Consider the following 26,452-nt stretch of genomic DNA (forward strand, 5'->3'; position numbering starts at 1 on the left):
GATTTTAATTATAACTGGCAATTGGCGCGGCCAGGCAGCTTTCCGGAATATTAAAAGCATTTACCAGAGAAACCGCATCCGGTCTTATATCCCAGCACAGCTGATTAACCATTTTACGAATCGATTTGGTTTTTACAGCCTCCATGTATCCGTCTTCCAAAAACCAGGCTTTGTTTTTTTCAATCTGCGAAAGCGCAAAAAGCTGATTTAATTTTGCCAATATTGCTTTTGTTTTTTCATCTCCTACTTTAGAAACTGCAATTTGAAATTGCTCCAGTACTAATCGGTCCAGATACGCCTCAGCAACTTCAATCATCTGATGCTGTACCACATTAAAGGCATCATAAGCTTCTAAACCGCCATCTACTAACTTTTTAATACGTCTTGCTGCAGATGCCAAAATTGTTTTTTCCCTGTGTATAAAAGCCTGTAGATGAAATTCTGAATCCAGCAGATGTTCATCATCCGTTCTTCTGGTTACAATTGGATTTTTTTCTGCGAAAGCCGTTTTAGCATTTTCATACACATAATTGATGATGCCGAAAGATCCGAGTTCTCCAAATGCTTTTCTGAATTCGGCTAAACGATTTTTGGCTACCAGCTGCATTAAAACAGTATTATCACCTTCAAAAGTGGTATAAATTTCAGTATCATTTTTCAAAGCGTCAATTCTGTTTTCAGACAGATAACCTTTTCCTCCACAGGCTTCACGGCATTCCTGCAAAATATCTCTTGTACTCCAGGTAGAGTACGATTTCATTCCGGCAGCCAGAGCTTCAATTTCCTGCATTTCTGCTTCGGTTTTGTTTAAAAAACGATTTGTCAGATATTGCAATCCAAAATGGACGGCATATGTTTTTGCTAAATGCGGAATCAATCTGCGCTGGTGCATTCTGTAATTTAAAATAGGCACTTCTAAACCTCCTTCCGGACCAAATTGCCTTCTCTGGTCACTGTAGCGAATGGCAATTGTAAGTCCTGATTTGGCTGCTGCCAAAGCCGATCGCGGGATTCCGATTCTACCTCCAACCAAAGTGCCTAACATCGTAAAGAAACGCCTGTTATCACTCGGAATCGGGCTTTCAAACTCTCCTTTGTCATTTACAGAAGCAAAACGATCCAGCATATTTTCTTTCGGAATTACCACATTATCAAAACTGATAGTCCCGTTATCAACACCATTCAGTCCCATTTTATGACCGCAATCGCCAATAGTAATACCTTTTAAAGTATTTCCGTTTGTATCTCGCAGCGGAACCACAAAGGCATTTACACCATAATCATGACCATCGATAATCAGTTTGGCAAAAACGGTCGCCATCTGCCCATGAACAGCTGCATTTCCTATATATTCTTTTTGAGCATTTTTATGGGGAGTGTGAATCGTAAAAGTTGAATCGGCATGATTATAAGTTGCTGTTGTTTCAAGTCCTTTTACATTTGATCCATGATGGGTTTCGGTCATTGCAAAACAGCCCGGGATTTTTAATTCGCCAATATCTTTAAGGTACTTTGAATAATGTTTTTCGGTTCCCAGCGACTGAACGCTCATTCCCCAAAGTCCAAATTGTACTCCGAATTTTATCACCAGACTTAAATCATGATAACTCAGGGTTTCCATAATAGCAAAATAATCTGCGATATTCTCTCCTCCGCCATATCGTTTTGGATACGCCATATTGCCCAGGTTTTCATCAGCTAAAATTTTACACCAATTGTAAACTGTCTGACGATAGATGTTAATATCAGTAGAAGTTTCATAGGCAAATTCAGGTCTTGAAATCACCGATTTTACTTTATTAATAATGGCAGCTTCGTTACCATCCAGTAGCTCAGTAATTTTCTGAACATCAAAATTATCGTGAGTTTGGGAACTGGCAGTAAAAGAACCTGCTTTCGTTTTGAAGTTCTGAATCAATTCTTCGCCTAAAACTCCCAGATCATTTTCGAGTTTTGTGAAATTTAATTCTAATCCTGAAATATTCAAATCTTTGTCCGAAAGTGCTACAGCGATATCAAAAATCGATTTTATAGCCGATTTATCTTTAATACTTTTCTCAATATCCGATTTCCATTGTGTGAGTTCATTTCGCGAAGGCGGATTCGAAATATCTACTTTCGAAAGCAGAAACTGCTGTTCTTCGGGCGAAAGAAGGGTTAGAGAAATAATAAATTCCTGTAAAGTCGAAAACTCTTTTTGCGTTAAAAGATCGTCTGACCAGACAAGGTATAAAAGTGGTATAAAAGCCTTAATTTTTGAATTCTCCATAGTAAACTAAAGTATTAATTTGTCTGTGGTTAAATTACTATAATTAATTGAAGTTTTCTATAAATCAGGCTCAATTAGGATTTTTTTCACATTTATAAAATTAGAGCCACATCTCCATGATTGTATATTCCTGACCTGATTTAATACATATTTCAAAAGTATCTTTCATACCCAATTTCTCATAGAAATATTTTTTTTCTAATCTTGCATTGCACCAAACTCTTCTTAAATCTTTTTTCCTTGCCAGTTCGTAAATATATTCTAACAATTCAGAGGCTATTCCACGACCCTGAAACTCCTGCAAAGTGGCTAGTTTTCTAAACTGCATTTCATCATCAAAAATAAAACAAGATACAATTGAAACCAGTTTTTCTCATGTAAAAACACCAAAATGCAGTCCGGATTCATCTTCATCCAGCTGAACAAATTCTAAAGGCTTACCCGGCCACATAACTTCGTGTCTGATTTGCCAGGTGTCTGAGGGCCTGATTGATTTTATTACCATATACAAAATAAAAAGAAACCGTCTGATCCATGCGGAAAAGACGGTTCTAAATTAGTTTATTTTCTGCTTTATTTAGCTAACGGACTGTATTGTTCTAAAGTAACATATTCTTCTACTTTCTTTTCAGACAAACCACGGGTCAGCCATCCTTTTTTATGTGCAGTAATAATAGCATACGGAGTAATCCAAAACAGGCTAAAACTATAAAACACACTATATGAATAAGCCCACATTGATTCAGAAAAGCTATACTTTTTAGCATAAAAGAAAGCCGAAAAACTTGATATTATGAATATACTTAAAAGCGTTGAACTAAAAAATAACAGCGGATGGATTGATATAAAAAAGAACATGAAGAATAAAAATGGCAAAGACATTATAATTTTTGCAGTTTGGTCTAAATATAAGATTCTTGTTCCTAATTTAGATTCGGTTCTGAAGTTTTTGAAAACGTATTTTGCCATCATCAGGTTTTCCCTTACATTGCTTCTGCCCCATCTGATGAACATCTTATACAGTCCGGTATATCCTTCCGGAACATTTGTAAGTACCACTGAATTTCTTTGAAATAAAACCTTATATCCCTGTTTCAAAATCATATTGGTCATCGCACGGTCCTCACCAATATCTGAAGGTTCTCCCATAAAAGTCTGATTGATCCATTCTTCAAGGCAGGCAAATACGGAAGCTTTTCGATACGCAGCTAGAGCACCAGGAGTACAGAATACAGACCCCAATACGCTTTCTACAGAACGTACAAACTCAAAACTCATTACAAAACTCACATTAAGCATTTTGGGAAGCAAAGCTTTTTTATTGTTCAAAACCTGAACATTTCCGGCAACGGCACCACATTTTTCATTGTGAATAAAAGGGCTTACCAAATTTCGCAACGTATCTTTTTTTACAATCGAATCGCTGTCCACCGTTACAAAAACATCTCCAGTACCTAATTTAAATCCTCTGTAAAGGGCGTGACGTTTTCCTTTATTTTGTGGTTGCTGGTAAATTGATAACCGGTCACCAAGTTGCATTTTGGCTTGCTGAATCCAATACCAGGTGTCGTCTTTACTTCCGTCGTCAACAGCCAGAATTTGCATTTTATCTTTTGGATAATCACTATCTGCTAAACTTAGTAAAGTCTCCCACACCAGTTTCCCTTCATTATAAGCCGGAACTATAACTGTACAGGTTGGCAGTAAATCATCTGAAACAGATTCTATAGGCTTGTATTTAAAATAAAGAAATGACTTGTACAGAAAAACTCCGGCTTTAAAAAGAAATAAAATAGTGGCCACAATTAAAAATGGATAACCCCATGCAGAATTTATTCTGTCAATATGAAACTGATCAAACTCGGATTGGAATTTAAAAACCAGAAAACCTCCGGTAATCATCATTAAAAAAGTACCTGTAAGTATTGCAATACCAGTTGCACTAGTCGTTTTATTATTTATTGAGTACTGCTCTTTATTTGCTTCGTTAAGACCTGAGTCGTAAAGCTGTCCTGAAGTAATTGTTTCGCTTTTCATTCTGGATTGTATTTTTATCTAAATGGCATTATTTTTTAATTCTTTATCTTGAGTAAATTAATTACAATCTCAATGAGCAAGGTGTGTGCCATTTGAATTTACAGCTGACAATAAGCCATTTAACAAAAATTCACTTTTATAAATGTATATTTATTACACACTTTCCCGAAACAATACACACTTTTTTAGATCTTAAAGAGTAAACAATGAGAGCCAATTCAAACATATCGAAAAGAAAAAACCGTCTGATTCTAAAAAGAAAAAGACGGTTTTGAAATTAATATATAACCTTAAAAAAATTATAAAATATAATCGGTATTGATGAAATTAGATTCTTTGCTGTTTAATAACTCCTGAAGAATTTCATTGTTATAAGCAATATCTTTTGAAGCCACAAAAGTACGGATTGAGAACGAGCGCAATGCATCCGGAATACTCAAAGTTCCTACAGCAGAATCTTTACGCCCTGTGAACGGGAATGCATCCGGACCTCTCTGACAGGAACTGTTCAGGTTTACCCTGCACACTAAGTTTACCAAAGCATCGATAAGCGGTGCTAAAGTTTTGATGTCTTTTCCGAATAAACTTACCTGTTGTCCGTAATTTGATTCGGCCATATCATCAAGAGGTTCGCTGATATCCTTAAAAGAAATAATTGGCACTACCGGTCCAAACTGCTCTTCATGGTACACTCTCATTTCTTTGTTTACAGGATAAAGAACAGCAGGGAAAATATAATTTTCTGAGTGCTTTCCTCCTTTTTCATTAAGGATTTTTGCTCCTTTACCTGTAGCATCATCAATTAATCCCTGAATATATTCCGGTTTCTCAGGTTCAGGAAGCGGAGTTAAAGAAACTCCTTTTTCCCATGGATTTCCGAATACCAAAGCATCTACTTTTTCAGAAAAACGTTTATTAAATTCTTCAGCTATAGACTCATGAACATACAATACTTTCAAAGCCGTACAACGCTGACCGTTAAAAGACAATGAACCTGTAATACATTCCTGAATTGCCAAATCTAAGTCGGCATCGGGTAAAATAATCGCAGGATTTTTAGCTTCCAGACCTAAAATCAAACGCAGTCTGTTTTTATTTGGATGCTGATCCTGCAAAGCAATAGCCGATTTACTGTTTCCAATCAATGCCAAAACATCAATTTTTCCTGATTTCATAATTGGAGAAGCTACTTCACGGCCTCTTCCGTACACAATATTGATGACTCCTTTTGGAAAACTGCTTCTAAAAGCTTCCAATAATGGCGAAATACATAAAACCCCAAATTTTGCAGGTTTAAAAATTACTGCATTCCCCATGATCAGGGCAGGAATCAATAGTGAGAAAGTTTCGTTTAGAGGGTAGTTATAAGGTCCAAGACACAACACAACCCCAAGAGGTCCGCGGCGAATCATTGCGTTTACTCCCTGAACTTTTGAAAAGCGGGAACTGCGTCCGTTTAATTCCTTGTAGCTGTCAATAGTATCCTGAATATATTCAACGGTTCTGTCAAATTCTTTTTGCGAATCGCCAAGGTTTTTTCCTATTTCCCACATCAAAAGTTTCACCACCTCTTCGCGGGTTTCTTTCATTTGCTTAACGAAATTCTCCATGCATTTGATACGGTCAATCACTTTCATAGTTGGCCATAAACCTTGTCCTTTATCATAAGCCGCAGTAGCAGCTTCTACAACTTCAGCAGCTTCTTTTTCTGCCATGAACGGAATAGATCCTAATAATGTCGGCGCATATTTTTCTGTAGAAGAAATGGTAGAAAATACAGGTGTTGTCTGACCTGTCCAATTTTTTAATTCTCCGTTTACAAGATAAGTATCCTGATTCAGAAGGTCTTTCATTTGATATTCCTCGGGTATAAAACTCATAATCTGGTAATTTTAATTTTGGTTATTTATTCGTCTTTAAATGAAAAAAGAGGCTCTGCCGCCTCTTTCATTTTTATGGGTTTACGGTTTCACCTTCCCAATCCAGGATTCCGCCAAGTAAATTATAGGCATTATCTATCCCTAATTCATTCATGATCTGACAAGCCTTTGCACTTCTCGCCCCGGAGCGGCAATACACATAATAATTTTTGTTTTTATCCAGTTCTTCTATTTCATAAATAAAAGCCTGACCTTTATTGATGTCAATATTAACAGCATTTTCAATATAGCCGTCGTTAAACTCGTCTTCAGTTCTTACATCAAGTATAACTGCATTTTCATCAGACTCTAATTGTGCAACCCAATCTTCTTGTGATAAATTCATAGCATTGTGTTTTTTGTAAAATTAAATGTTTTTACTAAATAAAATACGTACAAAATACGATTTCGATTATTATTCACAGAAAACGTTTTAGAAGAAGTATAATACTTAGTTTTTTACAAATTTACTCACTATTTTCAAAAAAACATACTGTAATGGCGACAGAAAATAGGATATTTTCATTTCAGTAATTCCTTTCTTAAAAATAGTTTTCTGATATTTTATAACAATTCAATATCTTATCTTTACAAAAAATATATTTTTTAATCCTTTTGATAAAATTTAAGATACAAAACTAAGGTATATCAGAGTAAGGAAGCTTTCCAATTATCCGTCTGATGAAACAAAATCATTACTATGAAATGCAAAATTCATTAAAAAAAATATTCCCTAATTTCTCCAGCGAACTTATTTCAACCATTGAAAAAAATGGAATTCTGCAGGATTTTAAAACCGGAACTATCCTGATGCGTACGGGGCAATATATTAAAAACACAGTTTTGATTACTAAAGGAAAAATCAAAATCTACCGAGAAGGCGAAGACGGCGGTGAGTTTTTAATGTACTATTTACAACCTGGCCAAGCCTGCGCTATCTCGATGATTTGTACAGCAAAAAGCGAAAAGAGCAAGATTATGGCGAAAGTTGTAGAAGATGTCTCAGTAATGATGATTCCGCTTCAAATGATGGACAAGTGGATGATGGAACACCGCACCTGGTACGAATTTGTTATCGAAACTTACCGAAGCCGTTTTGAAGAAGTCCTGGAAGTCGTAGATAATATCGCTTTCCGTTCTATGGATGAGCGTTTGGAATTTTACCTGAAACGTCATTCAGATGCCTGTGGCTGCTCTGAAGTCAAATTATCACATCAGGAAATTGCAACCGAACTTAATACCTCAAGAGAAGTCGTATCCAGATTGCTCAAAAAAATGGAACAACGCGGACTGGTCAAACTAAACCGAAACCAGATAGAATTATTAAACACAAATTTCACAAATTAGCGCGAACACTTTTGTTCGTTCACAAGAGTCGGGAGCCTCAAAGCATTTCCATTACTGTCTATACGACATCTAAAAAATAGTGATAATTGGCGAAATTCGTGTTTACTAGTGCTTATGTGATAAATGTTACTGTAGGTTTCTAAATTCCAAACCAACTTTGCATCAAAACAAATGCAATGGAATACGCAGGTTATTTTGCTTCAATAATTATCGGGATTTCGCTGGGCTTAATTGGCGGTGGCGGTTCTATACTTACTATTCCTATACTAGTGTATTTGTTTAAGGTAAATCCTGAGCAGGCTACCTCGTACTCCCTGTTTATTGTTGGACTGACAGCCATGTCCGGAAGTTACAGCCATTACACAATGGGCAACTTGAAACTCAAATCGGCTTTGTATTTTGGAATCCCGTCTGTAGTTTCAATTTTGATAATACGTGAAGTTATTTTTCCACAAATAGCAGCCACATTATTCTCCATCGCGTCCTATTCAGTTTCAAAAGACTTCCTTATTATGATTGTCTTTTCAGTACTGATGATTACGGCAGCTATTTCGATGATTAAAAAAGAACAGCCCGAAATAAGAAACACCGAAACCAATTACCTGCAATTAAGCCTAATAGGTTTTGTGGTCGGAATTGTAACGGGTTTTCTGGGTGCCGGAGGAGGATTTTTGATTATTCCTGCCTTGTTGTTTTTTGCCAATTTACCAATGAAACAGGCCGTTGGAACTTCCTTATTAATCATAACCATCAACTCATCCATAGGTTTCGCAGGCGATTTATACATTGGAACACCCATAAATTATCCTTTTTTATTCGGTATTTCAGCAATGGCACTTGTTGGAATGTTAATTGGAAGCCAGCTTTCTAAAAAAATAGACGGAGCAAAACTGAAGCCTCTTTTCGGGTGGTTTGTTCTGGTAATGGGCGTTTATATTATTGCAAAAGAGGTTTTTCTTTAAACTTCAGTTTTTCCAGTGGATTTAAATAGTTTTTATTTAAATATTTTGAATTTAGTTTCACTTGTAGAGTAGTCTTTGTCAAAGTTCTAAATTTTGGCAAAGATGAAACTAAAAAATCTTTCTATTCTTAATCATCGAACTTCTATATCTTGGGCGTTACCTATCCCGATAGCTATCGGGAGGCTCATCGGCTAAATTCCCAATTAACAAAAACTACGGTTGAAAAAGCCTGGTTTTTCTAAATCGGGAGATAAAGCTTCAAACGAAGTTCACTGAACTCCGATGAAAAAATAAAATCATTGTGAAGTAATCCCTAACGCACACATGGGCAAATTAGAAATTTTCAGGCTTGTAATTTACAAGATATCAGTTTTCAATTAATACAGATCTTATTTCCAGCACAGTTCCTGAAACCGGGTGATAATTGACAAAATTGAATTTACAAAGATTGTGGATATTCAAAAGTTTTCCGTCTGGCAATCCGTCCTGCCTGAAATGGGTCCATGGAATTTTTATGGTTTTGAATTTGTTGGGAGATGCAGGTAAATCAACTCTTGGGTGAGATCCTCCATGAACACAGCCAGTTCCTGTTTCATTTCCTTCGCGTGCCTGTAATTTAATAAGCTGAGTTGATTTATAAATAATTTTTACAAAACGTGAATTATCGGATAAATTAGTCGGAACTCCATCATTCAATGCTGATGATGCTATCAGTACATTCAGCTCAATTTCGCCAACCGGATTCTCTTTAGCCGTTACCCTTACAACACCTTCTTTTTGTCTGACAGCGTTTATTGTTTCGTAATTTTCGTTTACAGGACCTGCAATATGCCAAATGTTTGACTTGACTAGATCTATATTTGAATTCCTTTCATGAAGATTAAAACCAGAGGCTATAATAAAAATTGTAAGTAAGATTGATTGACGAATCATAAGGTATTTTTTTGTGTTCTTTTTTAGTAAACTAAATTTTAAGTAAGCTGATTTAGTTTTTTTTGGCGTTTCCTACGGCCAGGCTATACGCTAAATCTTTTCCTTGCTACAGAAGCAAGAAAAAGGATATCGCTTCTATCCTTAACGCAAAATCAGAAAATACAATTATTTCAAGATCTTAATTGCCTCCAGCTTCAGCTGGAGGTTAACAAATCTATACAAAAAAAGGCTTTAGCCAAAATCGTAAAGTTTGGCTAAAGCGTTAATACAAATGCATACAAAAACCTCCAGTTAAAACTGGAGGCTATTCATATTATTGAAATTCGTGAATTCGAGGCAAACTAAAAAAATCAATGCTCCCCATACCCAACATCATCCATTTTCCCACTAAACACACGGTACTGAATAATAAAATAAACAATTACCAAAAACAAAGCGATAAAAAACCAGCTTAAACCGGCATTTAAACCATATTCTCCGGCAGCTGTATTGTAAATCGTCAATGACGGATTCACTTTATTAGTTGAAGGCAAAACATTCGGAAAAATAGAAACCGCTGTTGAAGCAAATCCGCCTAATAAAAACAGGGTTGAGAACAGAAATCCGTAACCGTCTTTTTGAAACGAACGCACTTTGAATAATCCGGCAATTCCAATAAAAGTCAATATTGGAAAAAACCACAAAATCGGGTTTTCAATAAAATTATGAAACGGTTTTGGTTCTATAAAATGCCAGATTCCCAGCGAAATAAAAACCAAAATAAGCAAAACAAAGTTCAATTTAAAAACCACATTTTTAAGTTGTGGGTTCAATGCAGAATTGGTTTTATAGATTATCCAGTTGGCTCCGTGAATCGTTAAAGCAACGACGCTCACAATTCCGAGGAAAAGCGTAAACCAGTCTATAATCCCCAATTCATTTGCCTGCGGGCTAAAAGTTGCATTCCACAATGGTAAAAAGAAATAATGCGCTTCCTGTGTCGAAACACCATTTTCTACCATTCCGAGATTTACCCCTCGAACGATATTTCCCAACGCCATTCCGAAGAAAAGCGCCAAAAGCAAACTCGCGATTCCGAAAGCTTTGTCCCAAATCGCTTCCCACATATGGTTGTGTACCTGCCCGCGCATTTCAAGTCCAATTGCACGGAAAATCAGCAGCCATAAAATCATAATCAAAGGCAAATAAAATCCGCTGAAAGACGAGGCGTACAAAGTTGGAAAAGCAAAAAACAAAACACCTCCGGCGGCAATCAGCCAGACTTCATTAGCATCCCAAAAAGGCCCAATCGAATTGGTAATGACTTTTTTATCCCTCTCTGTTTTCGCAAAAAACAAATGAATAATTCCTGCTCCAAAATCATAGCCGTCCAATACCAGATAGACAGCCAGAATTCCCATTAAAACTACGTACCAAAAAAATTCCATACTTATATTTTTTCTGTTGAAAGTTCCACATGATGCGGTCCTTTATTGATAATTTTCCCAACCAAAAGCAAAAACAGCATTCCGAGCAAAAGATATAAACCTATAAAACCCAATAAGGTAAATAAGGTATTTCCGGATGAAACTGTTGGAGATGCACCCGATGCTGTCCGCATTAAATTGTACACCAGCCACGGCTGTCTTCCTAATTCGGCAGTGTACCAACCTGTTGTATTGGCTATATAAGGAAACGGCATCATAAACATGAGCGACCACAAAAGCCATTTGGTTTCAAACAATTTTCCTCTGATCAACTGAAAAAGCGAAATGACCATCAAACCAATAAAAACCGTTCCGAGTCCGACCATAATATGATACGCATAATACAATCCTGAAATATTGGTTGGATGCAGGTCTTCTTCAAATTGGTCCAGTCCCTGAATTTCCTGATCCCAGTTTCCATAAGTAAGAAAACTCAGGATATTGGGAACTGCGATTTTATTATCCAGTTTTTTATCTTTCACATCGGGCTGCCCGATTAAGACAATCTCTGAACCTTTCTTTTCGGTATGGAAAATTCCTTCCATAGCCGCAAAAGTCACAGGCTGGTATTTCACCACATTCTTAGCCAGCAAATCTCCTGTTGGAACTGCAACCACAAGACTCGAAATCAATCCGAAAATGACTCCGGTTTTTAGGAACATTTTTCCGAAAGAAACATTCTTTCTGCTTAAAATATAAAAAGCGCCAATTCCGGCCACAACAAATGAACTTGTTACCAGAGAAGCTGCCTGATTGTGCAGATACGAAGGCCATAACCACGGATTTAGGAACAACGCTTTAAAATTCGTCAATACAAATTTTCCATTTTCCAAAATTTCATAGCCAACGGGATTCTGCATCCACGAATGTGTGGCGATAATTAAGTACCCACTTGCCCAGGAACCAATCATAATTAATAATCCGGTTACAAAATGCCATTTATGTCCGAGAAGTTTTTCTCCAAATAAAAAGATTCCAAGAAAAGAAGATTCGAGAAAGAAAGAGAACATTCCCTCCATTGCCAGCGTCTGCCCGATAATTCCTCCGGTCAACTCTGAGAACTTAGCCCAGTTGGTTCCAAACTGAAACTCCATCGGAATTCCGGTTACAACACCCATTGCAAAATTCAGGGCGAAAATCTTCATCCAGAAATGCGTGGCATGATTATATTGTTCGTTACTGGTTTTGAGGTATTTCCACTTGAAGTACACAATAATGAGCGATAAACCCATTGTAAGCTGTGGAAAAAGATAGTGAAAAGTAATGGTGAAGGCAAATTGCATTCGGTCATAAAAGAGCATTTCTTCCATAAGGTAATTTATTTATGAAGTTCCACAAATTTACCGATTATAACCCGAATTGCTGTCCTGTAAAAAAGTTTATTTGTAAAGTTTTAAACCATATAAGTGATATAAGTAAATATAAGTTGAACGTAAATATTTTAAATGAACTTATATCACTTATATGGTGAAAATTATTTCTTCAAAATTCCTTTTTCAACACTTTCTTTAATCAAACCTTCAGCGTAATTCCATATTGATTTTGAACCTTCTTTTATCACGCTTTTCTTTTCATAAACTTTATCATAATTCACTCCAAACTCTTTCCAGGTACCGCCATTGTTAGAAGTATTTTGTAATAAAGGCTCTAATCTGTCCATCGATTTTGCAAACTTGGCTTCATTGGTTTCTCCGGCTTCAAATTCTTCCCAGATTGCAATTAGTTCTTTGGCCTGAATTTTAGGAAGTAAACCAAATATTCGATTGGCTGCGATTCGTTCTTCATCAGTATTACAATGATTTTTTGCTGTATCGTAAATAAACACATCTCCTGCGTCAATCTCCACAATATCATGAATCAGAACCATTTTTACGACTTTCAAAATATCTATTGGCTCATTGGAATGTCCTGACAAAACAATTGCCATCAAAGCCAGATGCCAGCTGTGTTCTGCATCATTTTCACATCGGTCACTGTTAAACAGTTTTGTTTTGCGCTGGATGTATTTTACTTTATCAATTTCCTTTATAAAAGCGATTTGATCTAATAAATCTTGTGTGTTCATAAAAACGATTTTAGGAAAATGCAAAATTACGCAGATTTTTTTTCACCATATAAGTTATATAAGTTCATTTAAATTTTGAAGGTGAATAACTTATATCTACTCATATAATTTTGACTAAGTTTAGGTAAAAACCGTCAAACGCTTTTCTGAAAATTCATATTTCTGTAACATTAGTCACCTACTATACCAAAAAACAAAACTACCTTTGTTATCCCATTATTATTACTTGAATCATGAAAATCGAACAAATTTACACCGGATGCCTCGCACAAGGTGCTTACTATCTAACATCAGACGGAGAAGCTGCCATTATTGATCCGCTTAGGGAAATTCAGCCTTATCTGGATCGTTTAGACCGTGACGGAGTTAAGTTAAAATATATTTTTGAAACGCACTTTCACGCCGATTTTGTTTCCGGACATCTTGATTTGAGCAAAGAAACCCAGGCACCTATTGTTTACGGACCAAATGCCAAACCTGAATTTGAATGTATTGTCGCTAAAGACGGACAGGAATTTAAAGTTGGTAAAATTATTATAAAAGCGTTGCATACTCCCGGTCATACTATGGAAAGTACTACTTTTTTACTGATTGACGAAAACGGAAAAGATCATGCTATTTTCTCTGGAGACACTTTATTTATTGGTGATGTAGGCCGTCCTGATCTTGCTCAAAAAGCAGCCGGAATGACTCAGGAAGAATTGGCGGGAATTTTGTTTCATTCGTTACGAAATAAAATCATGACTTTGGCTGATGATGTAATTGTCTATCCTGCGCACGGTGCCGGAAGTGCGTGCGGAAAAAACATGAGCAAAGAAACGGTTTCAACTATCGGAAATCAAAAAGCGACCAATTATGCTCTGCGCGCCAATATGACTGAAGCCGAATTCATCAAAGAAGTTACCGATGGTTTGTTGCCTCCCCCTGCCTATTTCAGCATGAACGTTGCCATGAACAAACAGGGTTACGAAACCTTCGAATCGGTTTTACACAATGGCCTGAAAGAGATTGACGTAAAAGATTTTGAAGCTGTTGCTGAAGAAACCGGAGCTTTAATTCTGGATACAAGAAGTGCTGCTGATTTTAGTAAAGTATATATTCCACAATCCATTAACATCGGAATCAACGGCGATTTTGCTCCCTGGGTTGGAACTTTAATTGCCAATGTAAAACAACCCATTATTTTAGTTACTGCAATCGGTATGGAAGAAGAAACTGTAACGCGTTTAAGTCGTGTTGGTTTTGATACAATTATCGGACATTTGAAAGGCGGTTTTGAAGCCTGGCAAAAAGCTGGTTTTGAAACAGATAATGTAAACCGAATTTCAGCTGAACAATTTGCAAACGAAGTAGACATTCAAAAAGACAAAATAATCGACATTCGCAAAGAAACCGAATACGAAGCAGAACATATCGAAGATGCTTATAGCAAACCTCTGGCTTTTATTAATGACTGGGTAAAAGATATTGACCCTAATGAACATTTTTATTTACATTGCGCAGGAGGCTACAGAAGTATGATTGCCGCTTCAATTTTGCAGGCAAGAGGTTTCAGAAATTTCTCTGAAGTTGAAGGCGGATTTGGAGCAATATCAAAAACAAATGTCCCAAAATCAGATTTCGTTTGTCAGAGCAAAATTTTGAAAGCATAAAGACTGAACATATTTTTTTACCATATAAGTTATATAAGTTCATTTAATTTCGGTGCGTTTTAAGTATAAGCTAGTTAAACTTATTATATGAGTTCATATAAGTTCGGCTCAATCTAAAATCCAGCTTATAATTACTTACATCACTTGTATGGTAAAAAAACATAAACGCTTACATGAGCTAATATAAGTTCAGCAATTAAGCTCCAACTTATATTACTTACATCACTTATATGGTAAAAAAAAACAAACGCTTACATGAGCTAATATAAGTTCAGCAATTAAGCTCCAACTTATATTTACTTACATCACTTATATGGTAAAAAAAATAAACGCTTACATGAGCTAATATAAGTTCAGCAATTAAGCTCCAACTTATATTTACTTACATCACTTATATGGTGAGAAAAAAAAACACATTAATTTTAAAACAAATATGAGTATACTTGAAATAATAAAAGAACCATGGCCATGGTATGTTGCAGGCCCGTTAATTGGATTGACTGTTCCAATTTTATTAATTATCGGAAATAAATCTTTCGGGATCAGTTCGTCATTGCGACATATTTGTGCGGCTTGTATTCCGGGAAATATTCCGTTTTTTAAATACGACTGGAAAAAAGAAAGCTGGAATTTATTCTTCGTTCTCGGAATATTTCTGGGAGGCATGATTGGTGCTTTTTTCCTATCCAATCCGAATGATGTTGTCATCACACCCGAATTGTCAGCAAAATTAGCCACTTACGGAATCACAGATTACTCAGGTTTAGTTCCTTCACAATTATTTTCGTGGGAAAGTTTATTGACACTTCGCGGATTTATTATGATTGTAGTGGGGGGATTTTTAGTTGGTTTCGGAACGCGTTATGCCGGCGGATGCACGAGCGGACATGCAATTATGGGATTATCAAACCTGCAATGGCCGTCATTAGTAGCCACCATCTGTTTTATGATTGGCGGTTTTGTCATGGCACTTTTGATTTTGCCGCATATTCTTTCACTTTAAAATTTTAGAAAATGAATCATTTAGAAAATAAAAATACAGACAGCGAAGGAATCAACGCAAGTCAGCAAAAAGAATCCGTATCGGGAAACCTTAAGTACCTAATCGTCGGCATCTTTTTCGGAGTTGTATTCGTAAAAGCCGAAATCATCAGCTGGTTCCGTATTCAGGAAATGTTCAACTTAGAATCTTTCTTCATGTATGGCGTAATCGGAAGTGCAGTTGCAGTTGGCATGATCTCCGTATTTCTGATAAAAAAATTAAATATCAAAACTCTTGATGGCGAAAAAATTGAAATTCAGCCCAAAACTTTCAACAAAGGACAAATCTACGGCGGACTATTATTCGGTTTCGGGTGGGCGATTACAGGAGCTTGTCCTGGACCGCTTTTTGCTCAAATTGGTACTGGAGCTACAGTAATAGTAGTTACTTTAATAAGCGCCATTGCCGGAACCTGGTTTTACGGATTGATTAAGGACAAACTTCCTCATTGATTTAACCGCAAAGCACGCTAAGATATACGCAAAGTTCGCAAAGTTTATTTACAAAGCTTTGCGAACTTTCCGCTTTATAAAAGTCTTCTTTATAAAAAACCTTGCGTACTTTGCGGTTAAACATTTTTCTCCATCAATTTTTAATTTCCTTTCGCTAAGTTTGCTCTAAAGATCATTTTCCCAAAAACAAACATAAAAGCCAAAGTATGAACCGTTCCGAACAATTATCAAAACTACAAAAAAAACAAAATTGGGACGTTATAATCATTGGCGGAGGAGCAAGCGGCCTGGGAACTGCTCTTGATGCAGCCAGCAGAGGTTACAAAACAATCTTACTCGAAGCAGTCGATTTTGCAAAAGGAACTTCAAGCAGAAGTACAAAACTTGTTCATGGTGGCGTTCGTTATCTGGAACAGGGAAATGTAAGCCTGGTCATGGAGGCTTTAAAAGAAAGAGGTTTACTGGCTCAAAACGCCGGTCATTTGGTCAAAAATCAATCGTTTGTTATTCCGAATTACAATCGGTGGAGCGGATATTTTTACACAATCGGATTAAAAATTTATGATTTACTGGCGGGCAGCTTAAGTTTAGGTGCTTCAAAATATATCTCAAAAGAAAAAACAATCAAAATGCTGCCGAATGTGCAGGAAAACGGATTGGTAAACGGTGTACTCTATCATGACGGACAATTTGATGATTCACGATTAGCAATTAATCTCGCCCAAACTGCTGTAGAAAAAGGAGCTTGTGTCATTAATTATATAAAAGTTATCAATCTGCTAAAAGATGATAAAGGATTGGTTATTGGCGTACAGGCAATAGATCAGGAAAGCGGAAACAAATACGACATAAAAGGTTCTGCCATCATAAATGCTACAGGCGTTTTTACAAATGCCATAATGAAGCTCAATGATAAAGTATATAAAAAATATATCGTTCCGAGTCAGGGAATCCATTTAGTATTTGACAAATCGTTTTTACCCGGTGATCACGCACTCATGATTCCGAAAACAAAAGACGGAAGGGTTTTATTTGCCGTTCCATGGCATAATCGGGTTGTCGTAGGCACAACAGATACCTTAATCAAAAGTCATAGTCTGGAACCTGTCGCTCTGGAAAGCGAAATTCAATTTGTTCTGGAAACAGCGCAACGATTTTTAGCAAAAAAACCAGACAGAGCCGATGTATTGTCTGTTTTTGCAGGTTTACGTCCGCTGGCTGCACCAAAAGAAGAAGGAAAAAGTACTAAAGAAGTTTCCAGAAGTCATAAAATCTTAGTTTCTAAAACCGGCTTAATTACCATTACAGGAGGAAAATGGACCACCTACAGAAAAATGGCTGAGGAAATTATCGATATAGCTATCAAAACAGGAAAATTACCTAAAAAAGAATGTATAACTGAGCATCTGCCAATTCACGGTAACAAACCCACCACTACTGCTGATCGCGAAAATCATCTTTATATTTATGGTTCTGATATTCCTAAAATAACCGAATTACAACAAAACGAACCTGAATTAAACGAAAAATTGCATCCTGATCACGAATTTACAATGGCTGAAGTAGTCTGGGCTGTTCGCTATGAAATGGCAAGAACCGTTGATGATGTTTTAGCAAGACGCGTACGCTTATTATTCTTAGATGCGACTGCCGCAATTGAATCTTCTGAAAAAACAGCAAGGGTAATTGCAAAAGAATTAGGTCACGACGAAAATTGGATTTCTAAAGAGATTGCAGATTTCAAATCGATTTCTAAAGGATTTTTCCTTTCAGAATTCCGGTAAAAATTTTCTAAGCAACTCAAAACAGTAGATTTTTCAAGTTTTGTTTTATTTATACACAAAAATTGACTTACAAAAAAACGAGATTTCAGTTTAAAGAGAAAAGTAACACTCATTCACATTAATTTATAGTTAAATATTAAATTATCAAGTAGTTACACCTAAAAATATTTTAATTTTAACCGTACGAAAATGCATTTATTTCATAGTGTTCTAACTGCATTTTTAAATCTTAACAAAAAATTAATAAAACATTTGTATATACAACAATTAAAAGTTATACATTTGTATATACAAATTATACGCTTACAACTATGACAATTGAAGAGGTTATAAAAAGCACTGTTAAGATGGATAATGCGAAAAAAGTTATTCTGAATATCATGTACACGCAAAATGTGATTCTGGATCATTTCAACGAGTTGATAAAACCGTATGATCTGTCCGGAGAACAATATAATGTACTTCGAATATTAAGAGGACAAAAAGGAAATCCTGCCAATATGTGTGTAATACAGGAACGTATGCTGGCCAAAACCAGCAATACAACGAGACTGGTTGACAAACTGCTATTAAAAGAGTATGTAACCCGAAATGTATGTCCGGGAAACAGAAGAAAAATCGAGGTTCTCATTACCCAGAAAGGATTGGACGTTTTAAAAGAATTAGACCCGAAGGTAGATGAACACGAGCGTTTATTTGCTGACAACATAAGCCCTGAAGAATTAGAATTATTAAACCAATTATTAGAAAAGTACCGAACCCAAAAAAATTAATATCATGAGTACACTATTAGACAATCTTAACTGGAGATATGCTACCAAAAAATTTGATGCAACCAAAAAAATCTCTGAAGCAGATTTAAATACTTTGAAAGAAGCTGTAAGATTAAGCGCTTCTTCATACGGGTTACAGCCATTCAAAGTGGTTATTGTAGAAAACCCGGAATTACGAGAAAAATTAAAAGCTGAAGCGTGGGGACAAACTCAGATTACAGAAGCTTCTCACCTGCTTATCTTTGCCAATGACTTAAATCTTGATTCAAAATCAGTTGAAGCATACATTAAAAACATCAGCGAAACCAGAAGTGTACCGGTAGAGGCTCTGGAAGGATTCAGCGGAATGATGAATAATGTTATTTCAAATCTGTCAAGTGAAGACAAAAATATCTGGACAGCAAAACAAACTTACATTGCATTAGGAACATTATTAAGTGCTGCCGCAGAACTAAGAATAGATGCTACACCTATGGAGGGTTTTAGTGCCCCTGCTTTTAATGAAATATTAGGTTTTGACAAACTTGGATTAAATGCTTCGGTAATAGCAACTCTTGGTTACAGACATGAAGAGGACGATGCTCAGCATTATAAAAAAGTCAGAAAATCTCAGGAAGAATTATTTATTACATTATAATTATTAATAACAATCAAAATCAATTTTAACAACATGAAAAATTTAAAAACAATTGCAATAGCATTATTTGTAGCAGTAGCGTCAGTTTCAGTAAACGCACAAACAAAAAAAATCGATGTAAAAGCATCTACTATCAAATGGGTAGGTAAAAAAGTAACAGGAGAGCACTCTGGAACTGTAAACTTCAAGGATGGTGCTGTAGTACTTAAAGGAAATAAATTAAAAGGAGGAAGTTTTACAGTAGATATGACTTCTATAAACGCTACTGATTTAACTGGAGAATACCAGCAAAAATTAAACGGGCATTTAAAAAATGAAGATTTCTTTGGAACAGATAAATATCCTACGGCAAAATTAGTTTTCAAAACTATAGGAGCTAAAGCAACTGATGTTTATACAGTAACTGCAGATTTAACGATCAAAGGAATTACAAAACCTGTAACTTTTGATATGACTGTAAAAGGAAATACCGCTACAACTGCTTTCAAAGTTGACAGAACTAAATACGATATCAAATACAACTCTGGTAACTTCTTCGAAAATTTAGGAGACAAAACTATCAATGACGATTTCGAACTGGATGTAACCTTAAAATTCTAATATTTCAGGCTTACTAACGTAGAAATTCAGGAAACCCCGGCAATTTAACTGCCGGGGTTCTTTTTTTACAACATAATAATAATGTTCTTAATACTCAGGTAACCCTTTCGTAACAAAGCACTGCATTTTGATTAACATTCAGCCTCTAATTTTGGCCGTATTAAAAAACATTAAAAGTCAAAAACTAGAAATCAAAAATTGTAGTTATGAAAACTAAATTACTCATTGCCATTATAACACTTATCAGCACATTTTCTCTTGAGGCACAACAGCAAAAAGGAATTACAGGAACATCAAACTGGATGAATAACTGGACCAATTTTAAACCAGTCAATACAGAATATAACGAAGCTACAAATATAATTGCAGGAACAATTGACAAAGACACCAAACTAACCAAACGCAATACTTATCAGCTTGTTGGCATTGTTTACGTAACCAATAATGCTGTCCTTACCATCGAACCCGGAACAGTTATCAGAGGCGATGACAAAACCTGCGGAACATTAGTAATTACAAATGGTGCAAAAATTATGGCAGAAGGTTTAGAAACGGATCCTATTATTTTTACTTCAAACAAAGAAATTACAGAGAGAAGACCTGGTGACTGGGGCGGAATTATTGTTCTGGGAAAGGCTCCTATCAATAAATTAGGCGGAATAAGTACATTGCCTTTCAACTTAGATCCGATATTAAACCATTATGGAGGACAGGATGCAGAAGATAATTCAGGAATATTAAAATATGTACGCATTGAATATTCAGGCAGAAAATTAAGTGCTTTAAAAGAACTTAACGGACTCTCATTAGCCGGGGTTGGAAGAAAAACAGTTTTAAGCAATATCCAGATCAGCTATTCTAATGACGATTCTTTTGAATGCTACGGAGGCGATCTTAATATGAATAACTTGATTTCGTACCGAACTACAGATGATGATTTTGATTTTACCCAGGGAGCACAAATCAATATCAGCAACAGTATCGCTATCCGTCATCCTTTCTCGTCTGATATTTCAGGTTCAAGATGTTTTGAAGTTGATTCATACGACAAAATTGAAAACACGGACATGACTAAAAAAATGACTAAAATTAATGCCGCCAACATCACACTGGTGAACCTTGAAGAAAACAATCAGGGATTGGTTCGTGAATCTGCTTACATTGGAGAAAATACTTTTTTCAGCTTAACCAACAGCGTTGTTTCAGGTTTTAGCCCTTTTGTGCTTTTAAATGGAAATATTGGAAACGGGAATGAGAATTTATCAAAAATTACATTAAAAAACATCATGTCCAACAACTGTAATGGTGCAATCCTAAGCGAATCTTCAAGCAATGATGCCGGAATTAAAAACTGGTACAGCAATCATGAATTTGCAATAGAATCTACAAAAATAAAAAGCAACGAATTATTCATAATGCCAAATATTAAAGGAAATCCCGACTTTAGAACAAAAATAAACAATGCTGTTGCAAGCGGGAAATAAGCAATTAAAATCTATTTGTTGTTTTTAGATATTTAACAAATTTATAAATTAAGAAAAGTTTTTTTTTTGATTTGAATGCATTCTAATTCAAATTACATTTATATATTTGCCTTATCAAAATAAGATTATGAAAATTACAATGAACAATACTTGGTGGTGGAAGAATTTACGTCAGACGTCGTGAACAAAGCTTCCTATGGTATTGTAAAACTATAAATATAAAAGGCTTGTCATCACGACAGGCCTTTTTTTTTATTTTAAAAAAACCAGGAATTTCAAAATACAGACGGAAAAATTTCATACAGACGAAAAATTTCGTACAGACGGAAAATTTCGTACAGACGGAAAATTTCGTACAGACTTGGAATTTCGTACAGACGGGGAATTTCGTACAGACGGGATTTCGTACAGACGGGAATTTCATACAGACGGGAATTTCATACAGACGGGAATTTCATACAGACGGGAATTTCGTACAGACGGGTTTGAAACCCGTCTGTACCTACCATTAACAAAAAATAAAAAAATGAAAAAAATGAAAAATTTCACTCTTAATACGCACTATAAACAAATTCTGGCAGACACTATTACGCCGGTGAGCATTTATTTTAAAATCAGGGACAAATTCCCTAATAGCCTTTTACTGGAAAGTAGTGACTATCACGGAAATGACAATAGCTTCTCATACATCTGCTGCAACCCGATCGCCACTATTAAAATTGAAAACGAAATTATTACGAAAACTTTCCCTGACGGAGCAGCGGAACAAATTTCAATTGATGCATCAACCAATATTCCGAAAGTAATACAGCAATTTTCGAGTCAGTTTAAATCCGAGAAAAACGATTTTAAGTTTATTAACAATGGTTTGTTCGGATATATTTCTTACGATGCTGTCCGTTATTTCGAAAAGGTAGAAATTGCAAAAAAGGATTCAGCAACCTTAATTCCGGATGTTTTTTATGCGGTTTACCAAAACATTATTGCCATCAATCATTTCAAAAACGAAGCGTATATTTTTTGCCATAGTGTTGACGGAAGAAACAATATTTCAGAAATCGAACAGCTATTGCAATCCCGAAATATTGCTTCTTATAAATTTACTAAAGAAGGCGAAGGTTTCTCGAACTTAACCGATGATGAATTTAAACACAATGTAGCCTTAGCCAAAAAACACTGTTTCCGTGGAGACGTTTTTCAATTGGTTCTTTCGCGTCGTTTTACGCAAGGCTTCAAAGGCGATGAATTTAATGTGTACCGTGCTTTAAGAAGCATCAACCCATCTCCGTATTTATTCTTTTTTGATTATGGGGATTTCAAAATATTTGGTTCTTCGCCTGAAGCCCAAATTATTGTAAAAAACAGAAAAGCCGAAATTCACCCTATAGCCGGAACTTTCAGAAGAACAGGAAATGATGAAAAAGATGCTGAACTGGCAAAAAAATTATCCGAAGATAAAAAAGAAAACAGCGAACACGTAATGCTGGTTGATCTGGCGAGAAACGATCTAAGCCGAAATGGTCATGATGTTAACGTAGAAAGATACAGAGAAGTTCAGTTTTTCTCACACGTTATACACCTTGTTTCAAAAGTTACGGGGCACTTACACGATAAAGCTACAACAATGCAGGTAGTTGCCGACACTTTTCCGGCAGGAACTTTAAGCGGCGCCCCAAAACACAGAGCGATGCAACTGATTGAAGACTACGAAAAAACAAATCGTAATTTCTACGGCGGTGCAATTGGCTTTATGGATTTTGAAGGCAATTTCAACCATGCGATTATGATTCGTACTTTTCTTTCAAAAAACCATCAGTTGCATTGTCAGGCCGGAGCAGGCATTGTAGCAAGTTCTGATGAAGAAAGTGAGATGCAGGAAGTTTACAATAAATTAAGGGCATTGAATACAGCTTTGGAAATGGCTGAAAGAATTTAAAAAATGGGACAAATTAAAATATTTGGTATCCGAAAGGAACTTCATCCGATAAGGGAGAAAGTATCAGAAATTTTAAGCGAATGTATGTTTGAAGCATTTCAGTTTCCAAAAGAAAAAAAGGCACATCGTTTTATTTATATTGAAGAAGACAGCTTTTTTTATTTTGAAGGAAGAACAAGCAAACATACCATTATAGAAATTAGTTGTTTTGAAGGAAGGAGTATCGAATCAAAAAAGAAATTATATCAGTTGATTTTTGAAAAATTTGAAACGCTGTTAAATATTACTCCCATGGATGTGGAGATTACACTATTTGAAACTCCAATGCATAACTGGGGAATTCGCGGTAAAAGTGCTGATGAACTTATTTTAAATTATAAAATTAACGTATAAATAAAATGAAAAAATACATTTACTTTTTGGCTGTCATGTTGCTTTCTGTTTCTTGCGAAAATTCAAAAACAATTCCGTTAACAGGAACCTGGCGCCTTATATCAGCAGAAACAACCGAAAATGATTCCACTTTTTCGACTTTCAATCCAAAGACAAAAATGATTAAAATTATAAATGAAACGCATTTTGCTTTTTTCAATCATGATTTAAAGAATGGTAAAGATTCAACAAATGCTGTATTCTTTGGCGGAGGTGGAAAATACACATTAAAAGACAGTATTTACACCGAAAACCTTGAATATTTCAATAACCGCCAATGGGAGAACAACCAGTTTGAATTTGTGGTAAAAATCCAAAATGACACCTTAATTCAGGAAGGAATCGAAAAATTAGAAAAATTAGGAATAAACCGGATTATCACTGAAAAATACGTTCGGGAAAAATAAATAAAAATTAGTTTCAGTTTTCAAGTTTCAGGCTTCAAGTTTGAAACGTGAAACAAAGAAAACCTGAAACCTGAAACAAATAAGATTATGAAAAAGATTTTAGTTATAGACAATTATGATAGTTTCACTTACAACTTAGTACACTATCTGGAAGATTTAAAATGTGAAGTAACCGTTTACAGAAACGATGAATTTGATATTGACGAAATTGCTTCTTTCGATAAAATATTACTTTCTCCAGGACCAGGAATCCCGGATGAAGCAGGTTTACTGAAAGATGTAATTCGTAAATATGCCCCAACAAAAAGCATTTTAGGTGTTTGCTTAGGACAGCAGGCTATTGGAGAAGTTTTTGGAGGAACACTTTCAAATCTTGATAAAGTTTACCACGGTGTTGCTACAAATGTAAAAAAAGCAGTTACAGACGAATCATTATTTGAAGGTCTTGAAGATGAATTCGAAGTAGGCCGTTATCACTCCTGGGTGGTGAATGCCGACTTGCCTGAGGTTTTAGAAGCAACTTCATTTGAAGAAAATGGCCAGGTGATGTCCCTACGCCATAAAACATACGATGTCCGAGGCGTGCAATTTCACCCGGAAAGTGTTTTAACACCTAACGGAAAAAGGATTTTAGAGAACTGGATTAAGGGTTAATTATTTTTGTCTCAAGTTTCAGGTTTCAGGTTGCTTTAACGTGAAACTTGAAACTTGAAACCTGAAACCTGAAACAAACGAAACAATGAAAATAACTATATCAGAAACCAGACAAATCAACATCGAAGATATCTTGATTTTATACAAAGCCAATGAATGGAGTTCAGCCAGCAAACCAAATGAACTGTACAATGGCCTTTTAAATTCTGAAACTTTAGTGACTGCCTGGGAAGGGAAAAAGCTGGTTGGATTAGGGAACGCTATTTCAGATGGATTCTTAACCGTTTATTATCCGCATTTATTAGTGCTTCCGGAATATCAGGGAAAAGGAATCGGCAAATTGATTATGGATAAAATGCAGGAGAAATACAGTCACTTTCACATGCAGATGTTAACGGCCGACGGAAGAGCAGTTGATTTCTACAGAAAAAACGGTTTTGAAAGAGCCGGAAAAACAGAACCCATGTGGATTTATCAGGGTAATGAACATTAAAAAAGTTTCAGGTTTCAATTTATAAGTTTCAAGTTCGCACCGAACCTGAAACTTGAAACAAAAAAAACTAAAATAAAAAAATGAAAACAATATTAAACAAATTAATCAATCACGAAGTGCTTACAAAAGAAGAGGCAAAAAACGTATTGATTAATATTTCAAGCGGTCAATACAATCCAGGTCAGATTTCGGCTTTTTTGACCGTATTTATGATGCGAAGCATTACGATTGAAGAATTAATCGGTTTCAGGGAAGCACTTTCTGAATTGTGTATCCGTATTGACCTATCCGATTATAACACTATAGATTTGGTGGGTACCGGCGGGGATGGAAAAGATACTTTCAACATTTCGACTCTGGCATCATTTGTAACAGCCGGAGCCGGAATAAAAGTCACAAAGCATGGTAATTACGGGGTTTCATCCATTACAGGTTCAAGTAATGTTATGGAAGCACTGGGAGTTAAATTTAGCAACGATCCCAGTTTCCTTGAAAAATGTGTAGATAAGGCGGGTATTTGTATTCTGCACGCACCCCTATTCCACCCTGCTATGAAACATGTTGGACCACTTCGTAAAGAACTGGCAGTCAGAACCATTTTTAACATCCTTGGTCCGCTAATAAATCCTTCTTTTCCGAAAAATCAATTACTGGGAGTTTTCAATCTGGAATTGGCGAGAATGTATGCTTATCTCTATCAAAATACGGATAGTAATTTTACAATTGTACACGCATTGGATGGTTATGATGAAATCTCCTTGACAGGACCGACCAAAATAATTACACATAGCACAGAAGGTATGCTGAATCCGGAAGATTTTGGTGTTCAATTAATTAAACAAAGCGACATCAAAGGAGGTGAAACTGTTGCGGAATCGGCAGAAATTTTCACAAAAATCATTTCAGGAAACGGAACCGAAGCACAAAATAATGTTGTTTGTGCTAATGCCGGAATGGCGATTGCAACGGTTACAAAATGTCCTCCACTGGAAGGATTTGAACTGGCAAAAGAAAGTTTATTATCCGGAAAAGGATTAGTAGCTTTGAATAAATTACAAGAATTAAGTAAATAATTTTTTAGTTTCAAGTTTCAGGTTTCAGGTTTCAA

General features: G+C 35.8%; 26 protein-coding genes. 16 read left to right on the forward strand and 10 right to left on the reverse strand.

Annotation, left to right across the window (positions count from 1 at the left end):
* Positions 1-4 precede the first annotated feature (4 nt).
* The 6 genes from GXM17_RS10655 to GXM17_RS10675 form a co-directional block, all read right to left on the reverse strand.
* Entirely contained in the window at positions 5-2,269 is a 2,265-nt protein-coding gene (locus GXM17_RS10655) for an acyl-CoA dehydrogenase family protein (RefSeq protein WP_163399321.1), read from the reverse strand.
* Between the two features lie 100 nt (positions 2,270-2,369).
* Entirely contained in the window at positions 2,370-2,636 is a 267-nt protein-coding gene (locus GXM17_RS21790; protein WP_341872904.1) for a GNAT family N-acetyltransferase, read from the reverse strand.
* Between the two features lie 6 nt (positions 2,637-2,642).
* Complete coding sequence (locus GXM17_RS21895; protein ID WP_280115298.1) at positions 2,643-2,774, reverse strand: hypothetical protein; 132 nt, start codon at positions 2,772-2,774, stop codon at positions 2,643-2,645.
* 68 nt (positions 2,775-2,842) lie between these two features.
* Positions 2,843-4,306, reverse strand: a complete 1,464-nt coding sequence (locus GXM17_RS10665; RefSeq protein ID WP_163399322.1) for a glycosyltransferase family 2 protein — start codon at positions 4,304-4,306, stop codon at positions 2,843-2,845.
* Between the two features lie 299 nt (positions 4,307-4,605).
* The gene (locus GXM17_RS10670; RefSeq protein WP_163399323.1) at positions 4,606-6,186 is read right to left on the reverse strand and encodes an NADP-dependent glyceraldehyde-3-phosphate dehydrogenase; all 1,581 of its coding nucleotides are present in this window, start codon (positions 6,184-6,186) and stop codon (positions 4,606-4,608) included.
* A 73-nt stretch (positions 6,187-6,259) separates the two neighbouring features.
* Complete coding sequence (locus GXM17_RS10675; protein WP_163399324.1) at positions 6,260-6,571, reverse strand: rhodanese-like domain-containing protein; 312 nt, start codon at positions 6,569-6,571, stop codon at positions 6,260-6,262.
* A gap of 359 nt (positions 6,572-6,930) precedes the next feature.
* Between GXM17_RS10675 and GXM17_RS10680 the strand changes: the two genes are divergently transcribed.
* Both GXM17_RS10680 and GXM17_RS10685 read left to right on the forward strand, forming a co-directional pair.
* Positions 6,931-7,572, forward strand: coding sequence for a Crp/Fnr family transcriptional regulator (locus tag GXM17_RS10680; protein ID WP_163399394.1), 642 nt, complete (start codon positions 6,931-6,933; stop codon positions 7,570-7,572).
* A gap of 176 nt (positions 7,573-7,748) precedes the next feature.
* Positions 7,749-8,534, forward strand: coding sequence for a sulfite exporter TauE/SafE family protein (locus tag GXM17_RS10685; RefSeq protein ID WP_163399325.1), 786 nt, complete (start codon positions 7,749-7,751; stop codon positions 8,532-8,534).
* 366 nt (positions 8,535-8,900) lie between these two features.
* Here the strand turns inward: GXM17_RS10685 and GXM17_RS10690 are convergent, their stop codons facing one another.
* The 4 genes from GXM17_RS10690 to GXM17_RS10705 form a co-directional block, all read right to left on the reverse strand.
* The gene (locus GXM17_RS10690; protein WP_163399326.1) at positions 8,901-9,467 is read right to left on the reverse strand and encodes a hypothetical protein; all 567 of its coding nucleotides are present in this window, start codon (positions 9,465-9,467) and stop codon (positions 8,901-8,903) included.
* A gap of 350 nt (positions 9,468-9,817) precedes the next feature.
* A complete protein-coding gene (gene cydB, locus GXM17_RS10695) occupies positions 9,818-10,894 on the reverse strand; it encodes a cytochrome d ubiquinol oxidase subunit II (protein ID WP_163399327.1) in 1,077 nt (358 codons plus the stop codon).
* A gap of 2 nt (positions 10,895-10,896) precedes the next feature.
* Positions 10,897-12,243, reverse strand: coding sequence for a cytochrome ubiquinol oxidase subunit I (locus tag GXM17_RS10700; protein ID WP_163399328.1), 1,347 nt, complete (start codon positions 12,241-12,243; stop codon positions 10,897-10,899).
* A 164-nt stretch (positions 12,244-12,407) separates the two neighbouring features.
* Complete coding sequence (locus GXM17_RS10705) at positions 12,408-12,998, reverse strand: HD domain-containing protein (protein WP_163399329.1); 591 nt, start codon at positions 12,996-12,998, stop codon at positions 12,408-12,410.
* A 233-nt stretch (positions 12,999-13,231) separates the two neighbouring features.
* On the opposite strand from GXM17_RS10705, the gene GXM17_RS10710 reads away from it, so the two are divergent.
* The 14 genes from GXM17_RS10710 to trpD all read left to right on the forward strand — a co-directional run bounded on the left by GXM17_RS10710 (position 13,232) and on the right by trpD (position 26,417).
* Positions 13,232-14,650, forward strand: a complete 1,419-nt coding sequence (locus GXM17_RS10710; RefSeq protein ID WP_163399330.1) for an MBL fold metallo-hydrolase — start codon at positions 13,232-13,234, stop codon at positions 14,648-14,650.
* Between the two features lie 439 nt (positions 14,651-15,089).
* Positions 15,090-15,653, forward strand: coding sequence for a YeeE/YedE family protein (locus GXM17_RS10715; RefSeq protein WP_163399395.1), 564 nt, complete (start codon positions 15,090-15,092; stop codon positions 15,651-15,653).
* Positions 15,654-15,664: 11 nt separating this feature from the next.
* Positions 15,665-16,144, forward strand: coding sequence for a DUF6691 family protein (locus GXM17_RS10720; RefSeq protein WP_163399331.1), 480 nt, complete (start codon positions 15,665-15,667; stop codon positions 16,142-16,144).
* Positions 16,145-16,350: 206 nt separating this feature from the next.
* Positions 16,351-17,928, forward strand: a complete 1,578-nt coding sequence (locus GXM17_RS10725; protein ID WP_163399332.1) for a glycerol-3-phosphate dehydrogenase/oxidase — start codon at positions 16,351-16,353, stop codon at positions 17,926-17,928.
* A gap of 311 nt (positions 17,929-18,239) precedes the next feature.
* On the forward strand, positions 18,240-18,701 hold the full coding sequence (locus GXM17_RS10730; protein WP_163399333.1) for a MarR family winged helix-turn-helix transcriptional regulator: 462 nt from the start codon (positions 18,240-18,242) through the stop codon (positions 18,699-18,701).
* Positions 18,702-18,705: 4 nt separating this feature from the next.
* Positions 18,706-19,338, forward strand: coding sequence for an NAD(P)H-dependent oxidoreductase (locus GXM17_RS10735; protein ID WP_163399334.1), 633 nt, complete (start codon positions 18,706-18,708; stop codon positions 19,336-19,338).
* Positions 19,339-19,371: 33 nt separating this feature from the next.
* The gene (locus tag GXM17_RS10740; RefSeq protein WP_163399335.1) at positions 19,372-19,938 is read left to right on the forward strand and encodes a YceI family protein; all 567 of its coding nucleotides are present in this window, start codon (positions 19,372-19,374) and stop codon (positions 19,936-19,938) included.
* Positions 19,939-20,144: 206 nt separating this feature from the next.
* Entirely contained in the window at positions 20,145-21,422 is a 1,278-nt protein-coding gene (locus GXM17_RS10745) for a hypothetical protein (RefSeq protein WP_163399336.1), read from the forward strand.
* 535 nt (positions 21,423-21,957) lie between these two features.
* Positions 21,958-23,358 carry an anthranilate synthase component I family protein gene (locus GXM17_RS10750; protein ID WP_163399337.1) on the forward strand — a complete coding sequence of 467 codons (1,401 nt, stop codon included), beginning with the start codon at positions 21,958-21,960 and terminating at the stop codon, positions 23,356-23,358.
* Between the two features lie 3 nt (positions 23,359-23,361).
* Positions 23,362-23,751: a tautomerase family protein gene (locus GXM17_RS10755; protein WP_163399338.1), complete on the forward strand. Its 390-nt coding sequence runs from the start codon at positions 23,362-23,364 to the stop codon at positions 23,749-23,751.
* 5 nt (positions 23,752-23,756) lie between these two features.
* The gene (locus GXM17_RS10760) at positions 23,757-24,197 is read left to right on the forward strand and encodes a hypothetical protein (RefSeq protein ID WP_163399339.1); all 441 of its coding nucleotides are present in this window, start codon (positions 23,757-23,759) and stop codon (positions 24,195-24,197) included.
* An 87-nt stretch (positions 24,198-24,284) separates the two neighbouring features.
* On the forward strand, positions 24,285-24,851 hold the full coding sequence (locus tag GXM17_RS10765) for an anthranilate synthase component II (RefSeq protein WP_163399340.1): 567 nt from the start codon (positions 24,285-24,287) through the stop codon (positions 24,849-24,851).
* 85 nt (positions 24,852-24,936) lie between these two features.
* Positions 24,937-25,344: a GNAT family N-acetyltransferase gene (locus GXM17_RS10770; RefSeq protein ID WP_163399341.1), complete on the forward strand. Its 408-nt coding sequence runs from the start codon at positions 24,937-24,939 to the stop codon at positions 25,342-25,344.
* 80 nt (positions 25,345-25,424) lie between these two features.
* Positions 25,425-26,417 carry an anthranilate phosphoribosyltransferase gene (trpD, locus tag GXM17_RS10775; RefSeq protein WP_163399342.1) on the forward strand — a complete coding sequence of 331 codons (993 nt, stop codon included), beginning with the start codon at positions 25,425-25,427 and terminating at the stop codon, positions 26,415-26,417.
* Positions 26,418-26,452: the final 35 nt, after the last annotated feature.

The organism is Flavobacterium fluviatile, assembly GCF_010645065.1.
Lineage (GTDB): Bacteria > Bacteroidota > Bacteroidia > Flavobacteriales > Flavobacteriaceae > Flavobacterium > Flavobacterium fluviatile.

Excerpts from the sequence above, each read along its gene's own strand:
- GXM17_RS10655 (WP_163399321.1), bottom strand. The coding sequence starts at position 2,269 with ATGGAGAATTCAAAAATTAAGGCTTTTATACCACTTTTATACCTTGTC.
- GXM17_RS21895 (WP_280115298.1), bottom strand. The coding sequence starts at position 2,774 with ATGGTAATAAAATCAATCAGGCCCTCAGACACCTGGCAAATCAGACAC.
- GXM17_RS10665 (WP_163399322.1), bottom strand. The coding sequence starts at position 4,306 with ATGAAAAGCGAAACAATTACTTCAGGACAGCTTTACGACTCAGGTCTT.
- GXM17_RS10670 (WP_163399323.1), bottom strand. The coding sequence starts at position 6,186 with ATGAGTTTTATACCCGAGGAATATCAAATGAAAGACCTTCTGAATCAG.
- GXM17_RS10675 (WP_163399324.1), bottom strand. The coding sequence starts at position 6,571 with ATGAATTTATCACAAGAAGATTGGGTTGCACAATTAGAGTCTGATGAA.
- GXM17_RS10680 (WP_163399394.1), top strand. The coding sequence starts at position 6,931 with ATGCAAAATTCATTAAAAAAAATATTCCCTAATTTCTCCAGCGAACTT.
- GXM17_RS10685 (WP_163399325.1), top strand. The coding sequence starts at position 7,749 with ATGGAATACGCAGGTTATTTTGCTTCAATAATTATCGGGATTTCGCTG.
- GXM17_RS10690 (WP_163399326.1), bottom strand. The coding sequence starts at position 9,467 with ATGATTCGTCAATCAATCTTACTTACAATTTTTATTATAGCCTCTGGT.
- cydB (WP_163399327.1), bottom strand. The coding sequence starts at position 10,894 with ATGGAATTTTTTTGGTACGTAGTTTTAATGGGAATTCTGGCTGTCTAT.
- GXM17_RS10700 (WP_163399328.1), bottom strand. The coding sequence starts at position 12,243 with ATGGAAGAAATGCTCTTTTATGACCGAATGCAATTTGCCTTCACCATT.
- GXM17_RS10705 (WP_163399329.1), bottom strand. The coding sequence starts at position 12,998 with ATGAACACACAAGATTTATTAGATCAAATCGCTTTTATAAAGGAAATT.
- GXM17_RS10710 (WP_163399330.1), top strand. The coding sequence starts at position 13,232 with ATGAAAATCGAACAAATTTACACCGGATGCCTCGCACAAGGTGCTTAC.
- GXM17_RS10720 (WP_163399331.1), top strand. The coding sequence starts at position 15,665 with ATGAATCATTTAGAAAATAAAAATACAGACAGCGAAGGAATCAACGCA.
- GXM17_RS10725 (WP_163399332.1), top strand. The coding sequence starts at position 16,351 with ATGAACCGTTCCGAACAATTATCAAAACTACAAAAAAAACAAAATTGG.
- GXM17_RS10730 (WP_163399333.1), top strand. The coding sequence starts at position 18,240 with ATGACAATTGAAGAGGTTATAAAAAGCACTGTTAAGATGGATAATGCG.
- GXM17_RS10735 (WP_163399334.1), top strand. The coding sequence starts at position 18,706 with ATGAGTACACTATTAGACAATCTTAACTGGAGATATGCTACCAAAAAA.
- GXM17_RS10740 (WP_163399335.1), top strand. The coding sequence starts at position 19,372 with ATGAAAAATTTAAAAACAATTGCAATAGCATTATTTGTAGCAGTAGCG.
- GXM17_RS10745 (WP_163399336.1), top strand. The coding sequence starts at position 20,145 with ATGAAAACTAAATTACTCATTGCCATTATAACACTTATCAGCACATTT.
- GXM17_RS10750 (WP_163399337.1), top strand. The coding sequence starts at position 21,958 with ATGAAAAATTTCACTCTTAATACGCACTATAAACAAATTCTGGCAGAC.
- GXM17_RS10755 (WP_163399338.1), top strand. The coding sequence starts at position 23,362 with ATGGGACAAATTAAAATATTTGGTATCCGAAAGGAACTTCATCCGATA.
- GXM17_RS10760 (WP_163399339.1), top strand. The coding sequence starts at position 23,757 with ATGAAAAAATACATTTACTTTTTGGCTGTCATGTTGCTTTCTGTTTCT.
- GXM17_RS10765 (WP_163399340.1), top strand. The coding sequence starts at position 24,285 with ATGAAAAAGATTTTAGTTATAGACAATTATGATAGTTTCACTTACAAC.
- GXM17_RS10770 (WP_163399341.1), top strand. The coding sequence starts at position 24,937 with ATGAAAATAACTATATCAGAAACCAGACAAATCAACATCGAAGATATC.
- trpD (WP_163399342.1), top strand. The coding sequence starts at position 25,425 with ATGAAAACAATATTAAACAAATTAATCAATCACGAAGTGCTTACAAAA.